A 15359-nucleotide genomic window follows, 5' to 3' on the forward strand; every position below is an offset into this window, starting at 1 on the left:
CCGGCCGGATCCATCCTCGATCCGCGGGATCTCCTCGATTTCGGTGTCGGCGCGCAGGTGAGGTGAGGTCAGCTCGGGCCAGCAGGTCAGGACGCGGCGGATGCGGCGGCAGCCGGCTCGGCGGCGCCGGACGGCTCGGCCGCGGCGGGCGCCGGCTCGGGGAAGAGCTGGTCGAGGAGCTGCGCGACCCAGCCGATGAGGTCGCCATCGGAATCGGCCCCCGGCAGCGGCACCACGAGCGCTTCTCCGCCGGCGACGATCTTGGCCTTGGGGTGCAGGCGCTGCAGGCGCACGCGCAGCGAGTCCGGCAGGTTCGCCGGGGCCAGGCGCAGGTTCGGTCCCATGGCCACGACATCCGCCAGCCCCGCTCGCGCGGCACGACGGCGCAGCCTCGCCACGGCGATGAGCCCCTCCACCTCGCGTGGCGGTTCGCCGTAGCGGTCGCGCAGCTCGTCGATGACGGCGTCGATGGCGTCGTCCTTGGCGGTTGCGGATGCGGCGGCCGAGAGCTTCTGGTAGGCCTCCAGGCGGAGCCGCTCGCTGTCGATGTACGTCTCCGGCAGGCGAGCGTCGACGGGCAGCTCCAGGCGCAACTCCGTGGGTCCGTCGGTCTCCTCGCCGCGGAAGGTCGCGACCGCCTCACCGATCATGCGCAAGTACAGGTCGAACCCGACGCCGGCGATGTGCCCCGCCTGCTCGGCGCCGAGGAGGTTTCCCGCTCCGCGCAGCTCGAGGTCTTTCAGCGCCACCTGCATGCCGCTACCCAGGTCGTTGTTGACCGCGATGGTCTCCAGGCGGTCGGCGGCGGTCTCGGACAGCGGCTTCGTGTCGTCGTAGAGGAAGTAGGCGTACGCCCGCTCTCTCGCGCGCCCCACGCGACCTCGCAGCTGGTGCAACTGCGACAGTCCGTACTTGTCGGCGCGGTCGATCACGATCGTGTTGGCGTTGGAGATGTCCAGCCCGGTCTCCACGATCGTGGTGCACACCAGCACGTCGGCGCGACGCTCCCAGAAGTCGTCGACGACCTGCTCGAGGGCGTGCTCGCCCATCTGCCCGTGCGCGACCGCGACGCGCGCTTCCGGCACGAGCTCCGCAAGCTCGGCGGCGACCCGCTGGATCGACGACACGCGGTTGTGCACGTAGAAGACCTGGCCCTCGCGCAGCAGCTCCCGCCGGATGGCGGCGGCGATCTGCTTCTCGTTGCGCGGCCCGACGTACGACAGGATCGGGTGACGGTCCTCGGGTGGGGTCTGCAGCGTCGACATCTCACGGATGCCGGTCACCGCCATCTCCAGAGTGCGCGGGATCGGCGTCGCGCTCATCGCGAGGATGTCCACGTTCTTCTTGAGCTTCTTCAGCGCGTCCTTGTGCTCGACACCGAAACGCTGCTCCTCGTCGATGATCAGAAGCCCGAGGTCTTTGAAGATCACCTTCTCCGTGAGGATGCGGTGCGTTCCGATCAGCATGTCCACGGTGCCGTCGGTGAGGCCGGCGAGGACCTCGCGGGCTTCCTTGTCGCTCTGGAACCGCGACAGCGCGCGCACCTTCACCGGGAACCCGGCGAAGCGCTCGGTGAACGTCTCGGTGTGCTGTTTGACCAGCAGGGTCGTGGGGACGAGCATTGCGACCTGTTTGCCGTCCTGGATGGCCTTGAACGCCGCACGGACGGCCACCTCGGTCTTGCCGAATCCGACGTCGCCCGACAGCAGCCGGTCCATCGGGATCGGCTTCTCCATGTCGGCCTTGATCTCGTCGATGGTCTGCAGCTGATCGGGCGTCTCGGCGAAGGGGAACGCCTCCTCGAGCTCCCGCTGCCAGGGGGTGTCGGGACCGAACGCGTGACCCTTGGACGCCATGCGCGCCGAGTAGAGCTTCACCAGCTCCACCGCGATGTCGCGGACAGCCTTTCGCGCGCGCCCCTTCGCCTGCGCCCAGTCGCTGCCGCCCATCTTGGACAGCGTCGGCGCCTCGCCGCCGACGTACTTGGAGAGCAGGTCCAGCTGATCGGTCGGCACGAAGAGCTTGTCACCGGGGTAGCCGCGCTTGGAGGGCGCGTATTCGAGGACCACGTACTCGCGCGTGGTCTTGACCGGGTTGCGGCCGCCGCTGGACACCTCGCGCTGAGACAGTTCGACGAACCGGCCGATGCCGTGCGTCGCATGCACGACGAAGTCGCCCGGCTTCAGCTGCAGGGGGTCGACGACGTTGCGCCGCCGCGAGGCGAGCTTCTTCACCACGCGCGCGTCGCTGCCGATGGTGCGGCCGTAGAACTCGCTCTCGGTGAGAACCGCCAACCGCACCTCGGGGAGCTGGAAACCGCGCTCCAGCGGAGCGACGACGAGATGCGCGACCCCGGGCTCCGGGGCGTGCAGCACGTTGTCCACGCGCCGAGCGGCGGCGCCTCGTTCGGCGAGCACATCCCGGGCGCGATCCACGAGTCCGGCGCCGGTGGCGGCGACCACGACGCTCCACCCCGCGGAAAGCAACTCGCCGATGTGCGCGGTGGCGCCCTCGACGTTGCCCTGGAACGAGGGCACGGACTCCCCGCGGATGCGGACGGCCGCAGTGTCCACATCCAGACCCTCCGCCGACGCATCGGCGGCGCCGGAATCGAACGCGGAAAGGCTCCACCACACGCCGCCGTGCTCATGGGTGGCCTCACGCAGTTCGGCCAGGGTCAGGAAGTCGCCGGCGTCGAGATCGATCGGGACGCGGGCACCGGCGGTCGCGGCCGACCACGCCGCATCCAGGAATTCGCGGTTGGTCTCCCCCAGCGTCTGCGCGCGGGCAACGGAACGTTCCGGATCGACCAGCGCGACCGCGGACCGCTCCGGGAGGAACCCGATGAGCGGGACGAGGGAGTCGACGAGGATCGGCATGAGCGATTCCATGCCGTCGGTGGGGATCCCCGCCGACATGCGCTCGAGCATGGAGCGAAGACCGGGGAAGTCGTCTCGGAGTTCCGCGGCCCGTGCCCGCACGTCGGGGGTGAGGAGGAGCTCCCGGCTGGGGATGAGGGACACCCCGGGTACCGCGCCCGGCAGCGACCGCTGATCGGCGACCGAGAACGCACGGATCTCGTCGACCTCGTCACCGAAGAAGTCGATACGCAGGGGGTGGTCGGCGTTCGGGGGGAAGACGTCGAGGATGCCGCCCCGCACCGCGAACTCGCCGCGGCGCGACACCATGTCGACGCGGTGGTAGGCGAGTTCGACCAGGCGCACCGCGACGGATTCCAGATCGTACCCACGACCGCCCACCGTGAGATCGATCGCGGCGACATCGCCGAGCCCTTCGGCCAGAGGCTGGAGCGCGCTGCGCACCGAGGCGGTCACGACCAGCGGAGCCGCGCCGTCCCAGGCGGCGATCCGGCGGAGCACGTCGATCCGGCGCCCGATGGTCTCGGGACTGGGGCTCAGGCGCTCATGGGGAAGCGTCTCCCACGCGGGGAAGTGCAGCACCTCCGCACCGGGGAGCACGGCCGCCAGTGCGGGGCCCAGCGACTCGGCGCGGCGGCCGGTGGGCGCGACCACGAGGAGGGCCGCAGGCAGGCCGGCCGACCGGCGCCGCTCCAGCAGACCGGCGAGGACCGGCACGTCCAAGCCGTCGACGAGCGAGTATTCGGCGTCCGCGACCGAGGCGGATGCTGCATCCTGGAACGACTCCGCCTGCTCGAGGGCGCGCACGATCCCGGAAATTGTCACCGCAAAAGTCTACGGGTCTCCACCGACGGCGGCGTCGCCGATGGACCGCGTACCAGGCCGGCCCTAGACTGACCGCGTCCTCGACCGAGAACGAAGGAGTGGCCATGAGCACGACACCGCCCGAACCGCAGGGCCGGCCGACGCCGCCTCCGGCATATGAGCCTCCGGCCGGATCCGCGCCCGCGAGTTCTCCGGCCGCAAGCTACGCGCCACCCGCCGGGGAGACGGGGCCTAAGCCCAAGGGTCCCTCCACGCTCGGCATCATCGCTTTCTGTGCCGCGCTCGCCGGTGCCGTCATCGGCTCGATCATCGCCTTCATCGCGGGGATGCAGACCGGCGCTCTCGGGCAGTACGCCCAAGTCAGCGGCGGCGGCACGGTGGAACTCGATGACGACTCGCTCCCCCTCGCGGGCCAGCAGCTCGCCATCAGCGCAGGCGTGCTCACCTTCGTGGCCTTCGCCGTGTGGGGCATCCTCGCCCTGTGGGGCCTCATCCAGGGCATCATCGCGGCCGTGCAGAACCGCGGACGCGTGTGGGGCATCGTCGCCATCGTGCTGGCCGTCATCGGCGTGGGTGCGGTAGCGACCTTCTACGGGATCGGCGTCGCGGCGGGAGTCGCGCCCTACGTCTCCTAGCCGGCACTGAGCCGCGTCAGCGGGGGGCGTGGAACCGCTGCTGAGCAGTGAGCAGCCCCTCGCTGACGGTGAGCTCGGCCGCGTCCGCCGCGTCGGCGAGAAGGTTCGGCAGCGCTGCGCGTTCGGTGGCGCCGAAGGGGTCGAGTACCCAGTCTGCGGGGTCCTGGCGACCGGGCGGGCGTCCGATCCCCACGCGCACGCGCGGGAAATCGGGGGTGCCGAGGGCTTTGGCGACGTCGCGGACGCCGTTGTGACCGCCGTGACCACCGCCCGTCTTGAGCTTGATCGTGTCGAACGGAATGTCGAGCTCGTCGTGCACCACGATGATCCGGCCGGGATCGACGCCGTAGTACCGGGCGAGGTTCGCGACCGGCCCCCCGGAGACGTTCATGAAGCTGTTCGGCTTTGCGAGCACGAGCTTGGGACCACCGGGTCGGAGCCACGTCTCGGCGACGCGGGCGTTCGCCTTGTGGGACGTGAAGGTCTCGCCGCGCCGGCGGGCGAGTTCATCCACGACCATCTGCCCGACGTTGTGTCGGGTCGTCTCGTAGCGGGACCCCGGGTTACCCAGGCCCACGACAAGCCACGTCTCAGCCATCGTCTTCATTCTCCCGGATGCCGGCACCTACACCGAAGGGGCGCACTGGGCGCCCCTTCGGGAAACTGCAGAAGTCCTCGGTCACTCGGACTCGGCGGACTCCTCGGACTGCTCCTCGGCCACCGCGGCATCGGCCTCGGCGATCTCGTCCTCGGCCGCGAGAGTGTCGGTGGGGACCGAGATCGCGACGATGAGGGTCTCCGGGTCGGCGATGAGGACCGAACCGGCCGGCAGCTTCAGGTCTGCGGCGGTGATGTGCGTGCCGTCCTCGAGGCCTTCGACGTCGACCTCGACCGACTCGGGAAGCTGAGTGGCGTCGGCCTCGATCAAGATGGTGTTGGCGTCGAGGTTGGCAAGGGTCCCGGGGGCGGGGGTACCGACGAGGATCACGGGGATGTCGACGGAGACCTTCTCACCCTTGCGCACGACCAGCAGGTCCATGTGCTCGATGATCTGGTGCACGGGGTCCTTCTGCACGTCCTTCACCAGCGCGTACTCGTGCTTTCCGGCGACCTCGAGGTCGAGCAGCGCGTTGGCGCGACGGATGAGCAGCGCCACCTGGTGGCCCGGGAGGGCCAGGTGCTGCGGATCGGCCCCGTGGCCGTAGAGGACGGCGGGGATCTTGCCCGCGGCGCGGAGGCGTCGGGCGTGGCCCTTGCCGAAGTTCTCACGCAGCTCGGCGTGGACCTGGTTGTCTTCCGACATGATGAATTCTCCTTGCGGGCACACGGGCCCGGTGTGGGGGTCTGGTTTCGACTCGAACGCGAGCGCGTGAGGAAAGCCGTGAGCCTGCTTCACCGCGTCGATCACGGACGCACCGCCTGGGCTGACGCATCCCTCGCCGAAGTTTCACTCAGAAGTCTACCAGCGGCCCCGCTACCATGGAGACGCTGCCGACACACGGAGGATCCATGCCCGCCGAATTCTTCTCCCACCTGATGCTGTGGATCGCCGGCGCCATCGCGGCCCTCGGTGCCGTGGGCACCGTGGCGGCGTTCTGGTCGCTCGGCCGCGCCGCCTATCGCAAGGACTGACGGCCCCCCTTCCGGCCCGGATGACCGCCGGCGCCTCCGAGGATCACCGGCGATAGGCTGAGTGCGACCCCACCGGCGTCCCCCGACGCCAGGCGCTCAGCCGCATCCCGACCACCAGGAGCCCGCGTGTCAGCAAACGACCCTGCCCAGACGCAATTGTCCACCGATCAGGAGCAGGCACCGCACGAAGCGGCACGCGCGCACGAGGGCGCACCCGCACCCGAGGATGTGCGGCGGCCCGTCGCCGAGGCCGGCACGGCCAGCCCCGCGGATGCGAGCGGGCCGGCGAACATCGGCGTGGTGGGTCTGGCGGTCATGGGGTCCAACCTCGCCCGCAACCTCGCCAGCCGCGAGGGGAACACCGTGGCGGTGTTCAACCGTTCCCGGTCGAAGACCGACGAACTCGTCTCCGCCCACCCCGAGGCGGAATTCGTTCCGGCGTTCTCGTATCAGGAGTTCGCCGCGTCGCTGCAGCGCCCGCGCGCGGCCGTGATCATGGTGAAGGCCGGCGATGCGACCGACGCGGTCATCGAGGAGCTCGTGCGGGTGTTCCAACCCGGCGACATCATCGTCGACGGGGGCAACGCCCTGTTCACCGACACGATCCGCCGCGAGAAGGCCGTCCGCGAGACGGGGATCAACTTCGTCGGGATGGGCGTGTCGGGCGGTGAGGAAGGCGCCCTGAACGGGCCGTCTCTGATGCCGGGCGGCTCCGATGAGTCGTGGACGACTCTGGGACCGATCCTCACCTCGATCGCCGCCGTCGCGGAGGGCGAGGCGTGCGTGACCCACGTCGGCCACGACGGTGCCGGCCACTTCGTGAAGATGGTGCACAACGGCATCGAGTACGCCGACATGCAGCTGATCGCCGAGGCGTACGACCTGATCCGCCGGGGTACCGGCAAGACGCCCGGCGAGATCGCCGACGTTTTCGCGGAGTGGAACCGGGGCGAGCTCGAGTCGTACCTCATCGAGATCACCGCCGAGGTGCTCCGCCAGACCGACGCCGTGACGGGCCGGCCACTCGTGGACGTCATCGTCGATCAGGCCGGCGCGAAGGGCACCGGGGCATGGACCGTCCAGACGGCACTGTCGCTGGGCGTCCCGGTCTCGGGCATCGCTGAAGCCACCTTCGCCCGCTCCCTTTCCTCCCACCCCGAGCAGCGCGAGGTCTCCCGGGAGCTGCCCGGGCCGGCCGAGCAGCTGCAGGTCGACGACGCCGATGCGTTCATCGAGAAGATCCGCCTCGCGCTGTACGCCTCGAAGATCGTCGCGTACTCGCAGGGGTTCGATGAGATCCGTGCCGGTGCGGCCCAGTACGACTGGGACATCGACCTGGGGAAGATCGCCTCGATCTGGCGTGGCGGCTGCATCATCCGCGCGCAGTTCCTCAACCGGATCACCGAGGCGTACGCCGCGACCCCCGAGCTGCCCGTGCTGCTGACCGCGCCGTACTTCGTCGACGCCCTCACCCGCGCGCAGTCGGCCTGGCGCGACGTCGTGGCCACCTCGGCCCGCGCGGGGATTCCCGCCCCGGCGTTCTCGTCGTCCCTCGCGTATTACGACGGCCTCCGCGCCGAACGACTGCCGGCCGCCCTCATCCAGGGGCAGCGCGACTTCTTCGGCGCGCACACCTACAAGCGCATCGACAAGCCGGGAACCTTCCACACCCTGTGGTCGGGCGACCGCACCGAGATCGAAGCCGAAGACACCCACTGACGCCGCTTCACAACGTGCCGTCCGCACCCGCGGGCGGCACGTTGTGGTTGCGCCGGAAGAGATTGGCCGGATCCCACGCCCGCTTCACCTCCGACAGCCGCGCTCGGGTGGCCGGCGGATACATCCGCGGTACCCAGCCGGGATCGGTCGAGGGGCTGAAGTTCCCGTAGACCCCGAGTCCACGCGCCTCGATGCGCGCCCACTCGCTCTCGGCCGCCGCCCGGCCATCCGCGTCGAGGAGACCCGGCAGGTCGAAGGCGCCGGCCATGGCGAACCAGGTCGCCGAGCGTTCGGCGAAGGCGGTGGCTCCCGGCGGAACCTCACCGAAGGCGCCGCCGAGGGAACGCAGAAACAGCACGGCTGCGCGCCGCTCCGCCCGGAAGCGGGCGAGCGCGTCGATGAGGTCATCGTCCAGCTCGGCGACGAGGGTATTCCCGCCGACAAAGCCGGGGACCGGCTGGTCGGGGTCATATCCGGGCATGTCCAGAAGCACGTCGGGGTACGCCCGCACCCCGATATCGTCCTCGGCGACGCCGGGCACGGCGAGCAGGGGCGCGAGGACCGCGCGCAGTGCGGACTCGTCGGCGCCTGCCCAGCAGGCGGAGATCGTCGCTCCCGGCGGAGCGCTCGGGTCCATCGGCGGCACGTCCATGTACGTCACGGTGAGCTCCCGCGGCGCGTCGCGCAGGATCCCCCGGAGCGCACGCAGCACCGCGACGGCATCCTCGCCCGCGTGCAGGGTGGCGAACACGACGGCATCCAAGGGGTGGGCGGCGAAGTCGAAGCGTGTCACGATTCCGAAGTTGCCACCTCCCCCGCGGAGGGCCCAGAAGAGGTCGGGATGCTCCGCGCCTGACGCCTCGACGACATCCCCGGATGCGGTCACCACCTGTGCGCCGATCAGCTGGTCGACAGCCAGCCCCCAGGCCCGCACCATCCAGCCGATTCCGCCGCCCAGCGTCAGTCCCCCCACGCCCACCGACGCGGTGTCGCCGGAACTGATTCCCAGTCCCGCCTCGCTCAGCGTGCGAGCGACCTCGCCCCACGTCGCTCCCCCACCGACGGCGACGCGTCCGCGCGGCGCGTCGATGACCACATCGGCCAGCCCCGACAGATCGATCACCACTCCGCCGGGGATGGTTCCCCACGCGCTGTGCCCGCCGCCCCGCACCACCACCGGTGCGCCCTCCTCGGCGGCGTGGGCAACCGCGGCGCAGACGTCGTTCACGTCTGCCACGCGGACGATGAGGTCGGGCTGGCCGATCCCCGAGTGGAACAGCCGCGCCGCATCCCAGTCCTCGTCTTGCGGACGCACGATCGTGCCCGTCAGACGCACCGACAGCTCTGTCGTTTTCATGCGCACACGGTAGCCCCGGTCACGGACACCCCGATAGAGCGGGGTCTAGGGTCGGAGGATGACCTCCCGACGCATCCTCTTCCTCGGCGGTTCCGGTGTCATCAGCACGGCATGCGTGCGCGCAGCCGTGGCCGCGGGCCACGACGTCACCGTCCTCAATCGAGGCACGAGCTCGCGCCCTCTTCCCGCCGAGGTGCGCGGACTGGTCGCAGACGTGCGGGACGCCGACGCGGTGACCGCCGCCCTCGCCGGAGCGGAGTTCGACGTCGTCGCCGACTTCTTGTCGTTCCTTCCGGCGCATGTGGAAACCGCGCTGACGGTGGCGGGCGAGCGCGCCGGCCAGTACATCTTCGTGAGCTCGGCGTCCGCGTACCAGAAGCCGCCCTCCCACCTGCCGGTCACCGAGTCCACGCCGCTGCGCAACCCCTTCTGGCAGTACTCACGCGACAAGATCGCGTGCGAAGACCTGCTGGTGGCGGCGTACCGCGACCGCGGGCTCCCCGTCACCATCGTCCGCCCCTCCCACACATACGACGACACGCTGCTGCCCACCATGGCGGGGTGGACGGACATCGCGCGGATGCGGGCGGGCAAGCCCGTCGTCGTCCATGGCGACGGTACGAGCCTGTGGACACTGACCCACAGCGACGATTTCGCCGTCGCCTTCACCGGTCTCCTGGGCGCCCCCGCCGCGATCGGCGAGGCCTTCACCATCACCGGCAGCCACGCCCCCACGTGGGACCAGATCTACCGCTGGCTCGCCGAGGCCGCCGGCGTGCCCGACCCGCGTCTCGTGCACATCGCCAGCGAAACGATCGCCGCGTGGGATCCCGACCTCGGCCCGGGGCTCGTCGGTGACAAGGCGCACTCGATGGTGTTCGACAACGCCAAGGTGACCGCGCTGGCGCCGGAATTCCGCACCACGGTGACCTTCGACGAGGGCGCACGCCGCATCATCGCGTGGTACGACGCCCATCCCGAGCGGCAGCGGATCGATGAGCGCCGCGACGCCCTGTTCGACCGGATGATCGCGCACGCGGACGCGGCCGGACGCTGAAACCCGGCCGCGTCGCCCACGGTCCGCCCTTCACAGTCCGCGCATAGCGCACGCCATAGAGCCTTCATAGATTCGGGCGGACAATGGCTACATGAACGCGGCCGCACCCTCCCCCGCCCTCACCCGACCGGACGGCACCCCCCTGCGCGTCCTCGTCGTCGACGACGAACAGATGCTCACCGACCTTCTCTCGATGGCTCTGCGGATGGAAGGGTGGGACGTTCGCGCTGCCTCGTCCGGGTTGCAGGCTCTGCAGGTGGCCCGCGAATTCGAGCCCGACGCCATGGTGCTCGACATCATGATGCCCGACCTCGACGGCATGGCCGTGCTGCAGCGGCTCCGCCATTCCGGCAACGACGTCCCCGTGCTGTTCCTGACGGCGAAGGATGCGGTGGCCGACCGCGTCGCGGGGCTCACCGCGGGCGGCGACGACTACGTCACCAAGCCGTTCAGCCTCGAGGAGGTCGTCGCTCGGCTCCGGGGCCTCATGCGCCGCGCGGGGACGGCGACCTCCGGTGACGCGGAGCCGATCCTGCACGTGGGCGACCTCTCCCTCAACGAGGACAGTCATGAGGTGTTCCGCGGAAGCGACGAGATCGACCTGACGGCAACCGAGTTCGAGTTGCTGCGCTACCTCATGCGCAATCAGCGGAGAGTCGTCTCCAAGGCGCAGATCCTGGACCGCGTGTGGAATTACGACTTCGGCGGACGTTCCAGCGTGGTCGAGCTGTACATCTCCTACTTGCGCAAGAAGATCGATGCCGGTCGGGAACCCCTGATCCACACCATCCGGGGCGTCGGCTACATGATCAAAGCGCCGCAGTGACCGCCCCCTCCCGCCCCCCACGCGCCCGCGCCTGGAGTCTCCAAGCCCGCCTGATGACCGCGATCATCGGGATGGTCGCGGTCATCCTGGCCATCGTCGCCCTGTCGACGGGGGCGATTCTCGGCCAGGTGCTCCAAGAGAGTCTCGACACGCGGCTGCGTCAGGCAGCGTCGAATGTCCGTATCGGCGTGCAGAGCACCGCGCCCGAGCTGCTGGCCAGCGGACCCTTCCAGGACGGCACCCTGCTGGTCACCCGGACGCCGGCCGGGGGGACGACCGGCGCGTACGTGGACGGCGGCGCTGTCCGCGTTCTGGAGAACGACGAGATCGCCGAGATCGTCGACTCGGTGGCCACCGCCTCATCGCGCACCGTCGACATCCCAGGTCTCGGGGACTACCGCGTCACGAGCCTGACGTACCCCGGCCCCGAGGCCCTGGCCGTCCTCGGCCTGCCTCTCAGCGAGATCACCACGACGATCTCGCAGATCCTCCTCACGGTGGGCCTCGTGACCACCGGCGGCCTGGTGCTGCTGTCATCCATCATCGCGATCGTCATCCGCATCGGCCTGGGCCCCCTTCGTGCCGTGGCCGACACCGCGACTCGGGTGGCGAAGGTGCGGATGGATTCCGGCGACGTGAAGATCACCGAGCGCGTCCCCGAGGCCCAGACCGACGACTCCACGGAGATCGGCCAGGTGGGCGCCGCGCTGAACACCCTGCTCGACCACGTGGATGCTTCGCTCACGGCCCGCCAGCGTAACGAGGAGCTCATGCGCAGCTTCGTCGCCGACGCGAGCCACGAACTGCGCACCCCGCTCACCTCGATTCGCGGGTACTCGGAGTTGTCGCTGCGGGACGCCTCGCTCGGGGAGAACGCCCGCACCGCCCTCGAGCGCATCCAGGCGCAGTCGTTGAGGATGACCGCCCTCGTGGAGGATCTCCTCCTCCTCGCTCGGCTGGATGAGGGCCAGGAGCTCGTGTACGACACGGTGGACCTCACGCACCTGGCGGTCGAGGCCGTCGGCGACGCGCGGCCCGCCGGCCCCGACCACGAGTGGATCCTCGACGTCGCGGATGAACCGGTCGTCCTGGCCGGAGACCCCGCGCGCCTGCAGCAGGTGATCGCCAACCTCCTCGCAAACGCCCGAGCGCACACCCCCGCCGGAACCGTCGTGACCGTGTCGGTGCGCCGCGAGGGCGATCAGGCGGTGCTCCGCGTCCACGATGACGGGCCCGGCATCGATCCGGCCGTCGCCGACCGGCTTTTCGAGCGCTTCGCTCGCGGCGACGCTTCCCGCGCTCGCAAGACAGGGGGAACCGGCCTGGGCCTCTCCATCGCCCGGGCGATCGTCGAGGCGCACCGCGGCACGATCAGCGTCCGCAGCACCCCCGGCGACACCGTCTTCGAGGTCCGCCTTCCCGCGAGACCCGCCGACCCCGCGTAACCCCCCGTCGACTCGCCAGCAAACGTCCGAAAATGAGCTCAGACCAGACGATTGCTGGCGAGTCGACGGGTCAGTAGCCGGAGAACGCGTCGGTCGTGAGCGACCGCGCGCGCTCCAGAGCCGGGGCGAGATCCGCGATGAGTGCCGGCGGCCCGGAGATGTAGGCGTGCCGCGAGGAGAGGTCGGGCACCATCCGCATCAGCCCATCCGCGTCCAGGCGCACGCCACGGCCCGCCCACCGCCAAGAGGCCGGCAGATCGGCCGGTTCGTTGCGAGTGAAGACGATGACGGGGATGCCCGCGCGGGCGATCTCGTCGCGGAAGGCCAACTCCGAAGCATCCGAGGCCACGTAGATCAGGACGATGTCGCGATCCTGGTCGGCTGCGGCGAGATGGCGCAGGTGCGACACGAATGGCGTCACTCCGATCCCCGCTGCCACGAAGAGCAGCGGGGCGGTGGTGCGCGTCGGCAGCAGGAAGTCGCCCCAGATGCCCGAGACGGCGAGCGTCGTTCCGGGGGGCACCTCGGCCAGAGCACGCTTGAAACTGGAGTGCGAGCCGTCCTTGTAGGCGATCCGCACGGTGGGCAGGTCGGCGGGATCGGAGAGGATGGAGAACTCCCGGCGCGTTCCCCGGGCATCCGGCCGCCGGTGCGGCACGTCGAGTTCGAGGTACTGCCCCGGGCGGAACGCGAACGGACGCTGTGTGCGGAACGTCAGTTCCCGCACCGTCGGGGTGACCTCGCGCCGTCCCTCCACGACGAACCGGACCCCGCTTCGCCGGGCGAAGAGGAACGCCACGAGATTGCCCACGAGCAGGGCGAACTCCTGCCCCAGGGTGAAGACGCCGAGATTGAGCGGCCACCCGGCCAGGACGCCGACCACTGCCGCGACGGCGAACTGCTGCCACCGCCGCGGGGGCAGGGTCAGCGGCTCCGAGAGCAGGAAGGCCCCGAGGAACAGGTACGGCGACGAGAATGCGACCTGTACAGCGATGGCCCCCGCATCCACCTCGAAGCCGGCTGCGGTGTCCTGGGCCACGGCACGCAGGAACGCCACCCCCGCGGCGATCACCCAGAAGCCGGCGACCATGCGCATCTTCTCGGTGCGCCACAGGATCGCGATACCGAGGACGAGAACGGGGGCGGCCAGCGTCGGGGTGCCCACCCACCACGCCGAGGCGCCCAGGGCCGGTATTCCGATCCCGACGAGAGTCAGCACGGCGGCACCGACAGCGGCGGGGTTGAAGACGTGCCGGCCGCGCCACACGAGAAGGTACTTCGACAGGGATGCGGCGGCGCCGGCCAGGGCGATGCCGGCGAGGCCGAGCGGGTCGGTCGTCGGGAACAGCACGAACAGCAGGATTCCGGCGGTGATCAGCGAGGACTCCACCCGTCGCGGCAGCCGGAGCATGCTCTGCATGCCCAGGTCGACCAGCACGCACACGGCCGCCAGCACCCCCGCGGTGACGAGAAGGTCGAGCGGGCGCGGTCCGATGAGCCCCAGCAGCGACAGCACGAGCGACACGACCGCCAGCGAGGCCAGCGACAGCAGCACCAGCCGGTACATCGACACCCGGCCGAGGAGCCCCAGAACGCGGGTCCAGCCCGCCGTCACCGCGCCGATCACAGGAACAGCTCCGCCGTGCATCCCGGCGACCACTCCACGCGCCCGTCGGTGCGCATGCGCACCCACTGCGCGTCCCACGCTGCGGCCAGCTCGGGGCCGCCCTCGAAGAACAGCGCGGTGGCGAGCGCGTCGGCCCGCATCGCGGTCGACGCCACGGCCCACGTGGCGGCGAACGCCTGCACGGGAGTGCCCGTCCGGGCGTCGAGCACGTGGTGCAGACCGTCGCCCCACGCGCGGCGCGCGGTGCCCGAGGCGCACAGGGCGGCGTCCTCCACCTCGATCACCCCGATCGCCCGGCGGGCGTCGAAGGGATGCTCCAGACCGACGCGCTGCGGTGCTCCCCGCACGGCCATATCGCCCGAGGCATCCACCACCGCATCGCTCGCGCCCGATTCGACGATCACCGCGAGGACCAGGTCGACGAGACGCCCCTTGCCCAGCGCTCCGACGTCGATCACCGCGGGGGCATCGAGGGCGAGCTGCCCGCGCGACCAGGTCAGCCGCTCGCGCCAGTCCGCCGGCGCCCGGCGTGGATCACCCGCCACGAGGGAGTAACGGGCGTCGTAGCCGAGCCGGGCGAGCGATTCGCCCACGAGCGGATTGACGGCGCCGCCGGTGGCGGCATCGAGTTCGGCGTACACGTCGAGCATTTCCGCGGCGTCGGGCGGCGCCGGGACGGTGCCTCCGTTCCGGCCGAGTGCGGTGACGACCGAGTCGTCGCGGAAGCGCGACCAGACCCGATCGAACTCCGACACGACCGCCTGGACGCGCGCGACCACCGCGGCCCCCAGTGGGGCGTCGGTCGCGACGTGCCACCGCGTTCCGATCGCATCGAAGAACCAAGCGGCGCGCGTGGTGGTGGATGCGGTCATGCGATCAGGCCGCGGCGTCGGCCTTGATGGCCTCGAGCGCCTCGTTGAATCCGCCACTGGTGAGGGAGGACCCGGCCACGCGGCTGACGGAGAGCTCGTCGATGTTCTTCCCGACGACCTCGTCCGAGATGCCGCCGATGAACCGGCCCTGGTACTGCTCCGACTGGGGCGCCTGCGGGTCACCGGTCACCTCGACGGCGGTGACGACGTCGCCTTCCAGGGTGATCGTGACGTCGAGGGACTCGGTCGTCTCGGGTGTCCGGTAGCTGCCCTCGGCGCTGTACGTCCCGTCGGCGTAGGCGCCCGCGCCGGCCTCGCCCGAGCCGGCCTCGCTCTGCGTCGTCTCGTCGACGGTCTGCGGTTCCGCTTCGGCAGGGCCGGAGCATCCAGCGAGGGTCACGACCCCCGCGACGCCGACGAAGGCTGCGGCGGCACGGATGGAACGGGGTAGGGGGATGGTACGGATCACAGCGTCCTCCAAAGGC

Annotated in this window: 13 protein-coding genes; 6 read left to right on the plus strand and 7 right to left on the minus strand. The window is 70.5% G+C overall.

Annotation, left to right across the window (positions count from 1 at the left end; genetic code table 11):
- Window positions 1–86: 86 nt before the first annotated feature.
- Window positions 87–3704, minus strand: coding sequence for a transcription-repair coupling factor (mfd, locus tag AC4FS2_RS08935; protein ID WP_491151995.1), 3618 nt, complete (start codon window positions 3702–3704; stop codon window positions 87–89).
- A gap of 104 nt (window positions 3705–3808) precedes the next feature.
- Here mfd and AC4FS2_RS08940 point away from each other — a divergent pair, with 104 nt between their 5' ends.
- Window positions 3809–4339 (plus strand): hypothetical protein, encoded by a 531-nt coding sequence (locus AC4FS2_RS08940; RefSeq protein WP_491151994.1) that lies wholly within the window; start codon window positions 3809–3811, stop codon window positions 4337–4339.
- A gap of 16 nt (window positions 4340–4355) precedes the next feature.
- On the opposite strand, the gene pth is transcribed toward AC4FS2_RS08940, so the two are convergent.
- The gene (gene pth, locus AC4FS2_RS08945) at window positions 4356–4937 is read right to left on the minus strand and encodes an aminoacyl-tRNA hydrolase (protein WP_491151992.1); all 582 of its coding nucleotides are present in this window, start codon (window positions 4935–4937) and stop codon (window positions 4356–4358) included.
- 81 nt (window positions 4938–5018) lie between these two features.
- On the minus strand, window positions 5019–5642 hold the full coding sequence (locus AC4FS2_RS08950) for a 50S ribosomal protein L25/general stress protein Ctc (protein WP_491151990.1): 624 nt from the start codon (window positions 5640–5642) through the stop codon (window positions 5019–5021).
- A 206-nt stretch (window positions 5643–5848) separates the two neighbouring features.
- Here AC4FS2_RS08950 and AC4FS2_RS08955 point away from each other — a divergent pair, with 206 nt between their 5' ends.
- On the plus strand, window positions 5849–5971 hold the full coding sequence (locus tag AC4FS2_RS08955; protein WP_491151989.1) for a hypothetical protein: 123 nt from the start codon (window positions 5849–5851) through the stop codon (window positions 5969–5971).
- A gap of 228 nt (window positions 5972–6199) precedes the next feature.
- Window positions 6200–7690: an NADP-dependent phosphogluconate dehydrogenase gene (gene gnd / locus AC4FS2_RS08960; RefSeq protein WP_491155617.1), complete on the plus strand. Its 1491-nt coding sequence runs from the start codon at window positions 6200–6202 to the stop codon at window positions 7688–7690.
- 7 nt (window positions 7691–7697) lie between these two features.
- On the opposite strand, the gene AC4FS2_RS08965 is transcribed toward gnd, so the two are convergent.
- Window positions 7698–9047, minus strand: a complete 1350-nt coding sequence (locus AC4FS2_RS08965; RefSeq protein ID WP_491151987.1) for an FAD-binding oxidoreductase — start codon at window positions 9045–9047, stop codon at window positions 7698–7700.
- A gap of 58 nt (window positions 9048–9105) precedes the next feature.
- Here AC4FS2_RS08965 and AC4FS2_RS08970 point away from each other — a divergent pair, with 58 nt between their 5' ends.
- The 3 genes from AC4FS2_RS08970 to AC4FS2_RS08980 all read left to right on the plus strand — a co-directional run bounded on the left by AC4FS2_RS08970 (window position 9106) and on the right by AC4FS2_RS08980 (window position 12375).
- Entirely contained in the window at window positions 9106–10104 is a 999-nt protein-coding gene (locus tag AC4FS2_RS08970) for an NAD-dependent epimerase/dehydratase family protein (RefSeq protein ID WP_491151986.1), read from the plus strand.
- Between the two features lie 91 nt (window positions 10105–10195).
- Window positions 10196–10930 (plus strand): response regulator transcription factor, encoded by a 735-nt coding sequence (locus AC4FS2_RS08975; protein WP_491151985.1) that lies wholly within the window; start codon window positions 10196–10198, stop codon window positions 10928–10930.
- A gap of 53 nt (window positions 10931–10983) precedes the next feature.
- A complete protein-coding gene (locus AC4FS2_RS08980) occupies window positions 10984–12375 on the plus strand; it encodes a sensor histidine kinase (protein WP_491151983.1) in 1392 nt (463 codons plus the stop codon).
- Between the two features lie 70 nt (window positions 12376–12445).
- On the opposite strand, the gene AC4FS2_RS08985 is transcribed toward AC4FS2_RS08980, so the two are convergent.
- From AC4FS2_RS08985 to AC4FS2_RS08995, 3 genes are read right to left on the minus strand one after another with little or no spacing between them, the layout of a single operon-like run.
- The gene (locus AC4FS2_RS08985; protein WP_491151981.1) at window positions 12446–14023 is read right to left on the minus strand and encodes an FAD-dependent oxidoreductase; all 1578 of its coding nucleotides are present in this window, start codon (window positions 14021–14023) and stop codon (window positions 12446–12448) included.
- Window positions 13999–14874: an FAD:protein FMN transferase gene (locus tag AC4FS2_RS08990; protein ID WP_491151979.1), complete on the minus strand. Its 876-nt coding sequence runs from the start codon at window positions 14872–14874 to the stop codon at window positions 13999–14001. The genes AC4FS2_RS08985 and AC4FS2_RS08990 overlap by 25 nt, the downstream gene beginning before the upstream one ends.
- A gap of 4 nt (window positions 14875–14878) precedes the next feature.
- Window positions 14879–15343 carry an FMN-binding protein gene (locus AC4FS2_RS08995; protein WP_491151977.1) on the minus strand — a complete coding sequence of 155 codons (465 nt, stop codon included), beginning with the start codon at window positions 15341–15343 and terminating at the stop codon, window positions 14879–14881.
- Window positions 15344–15359: the final 16 nt, after the last annotated feature.

Source organism: Microbacterium sp. Z10_103 (genome assembly GCF_058310455.1).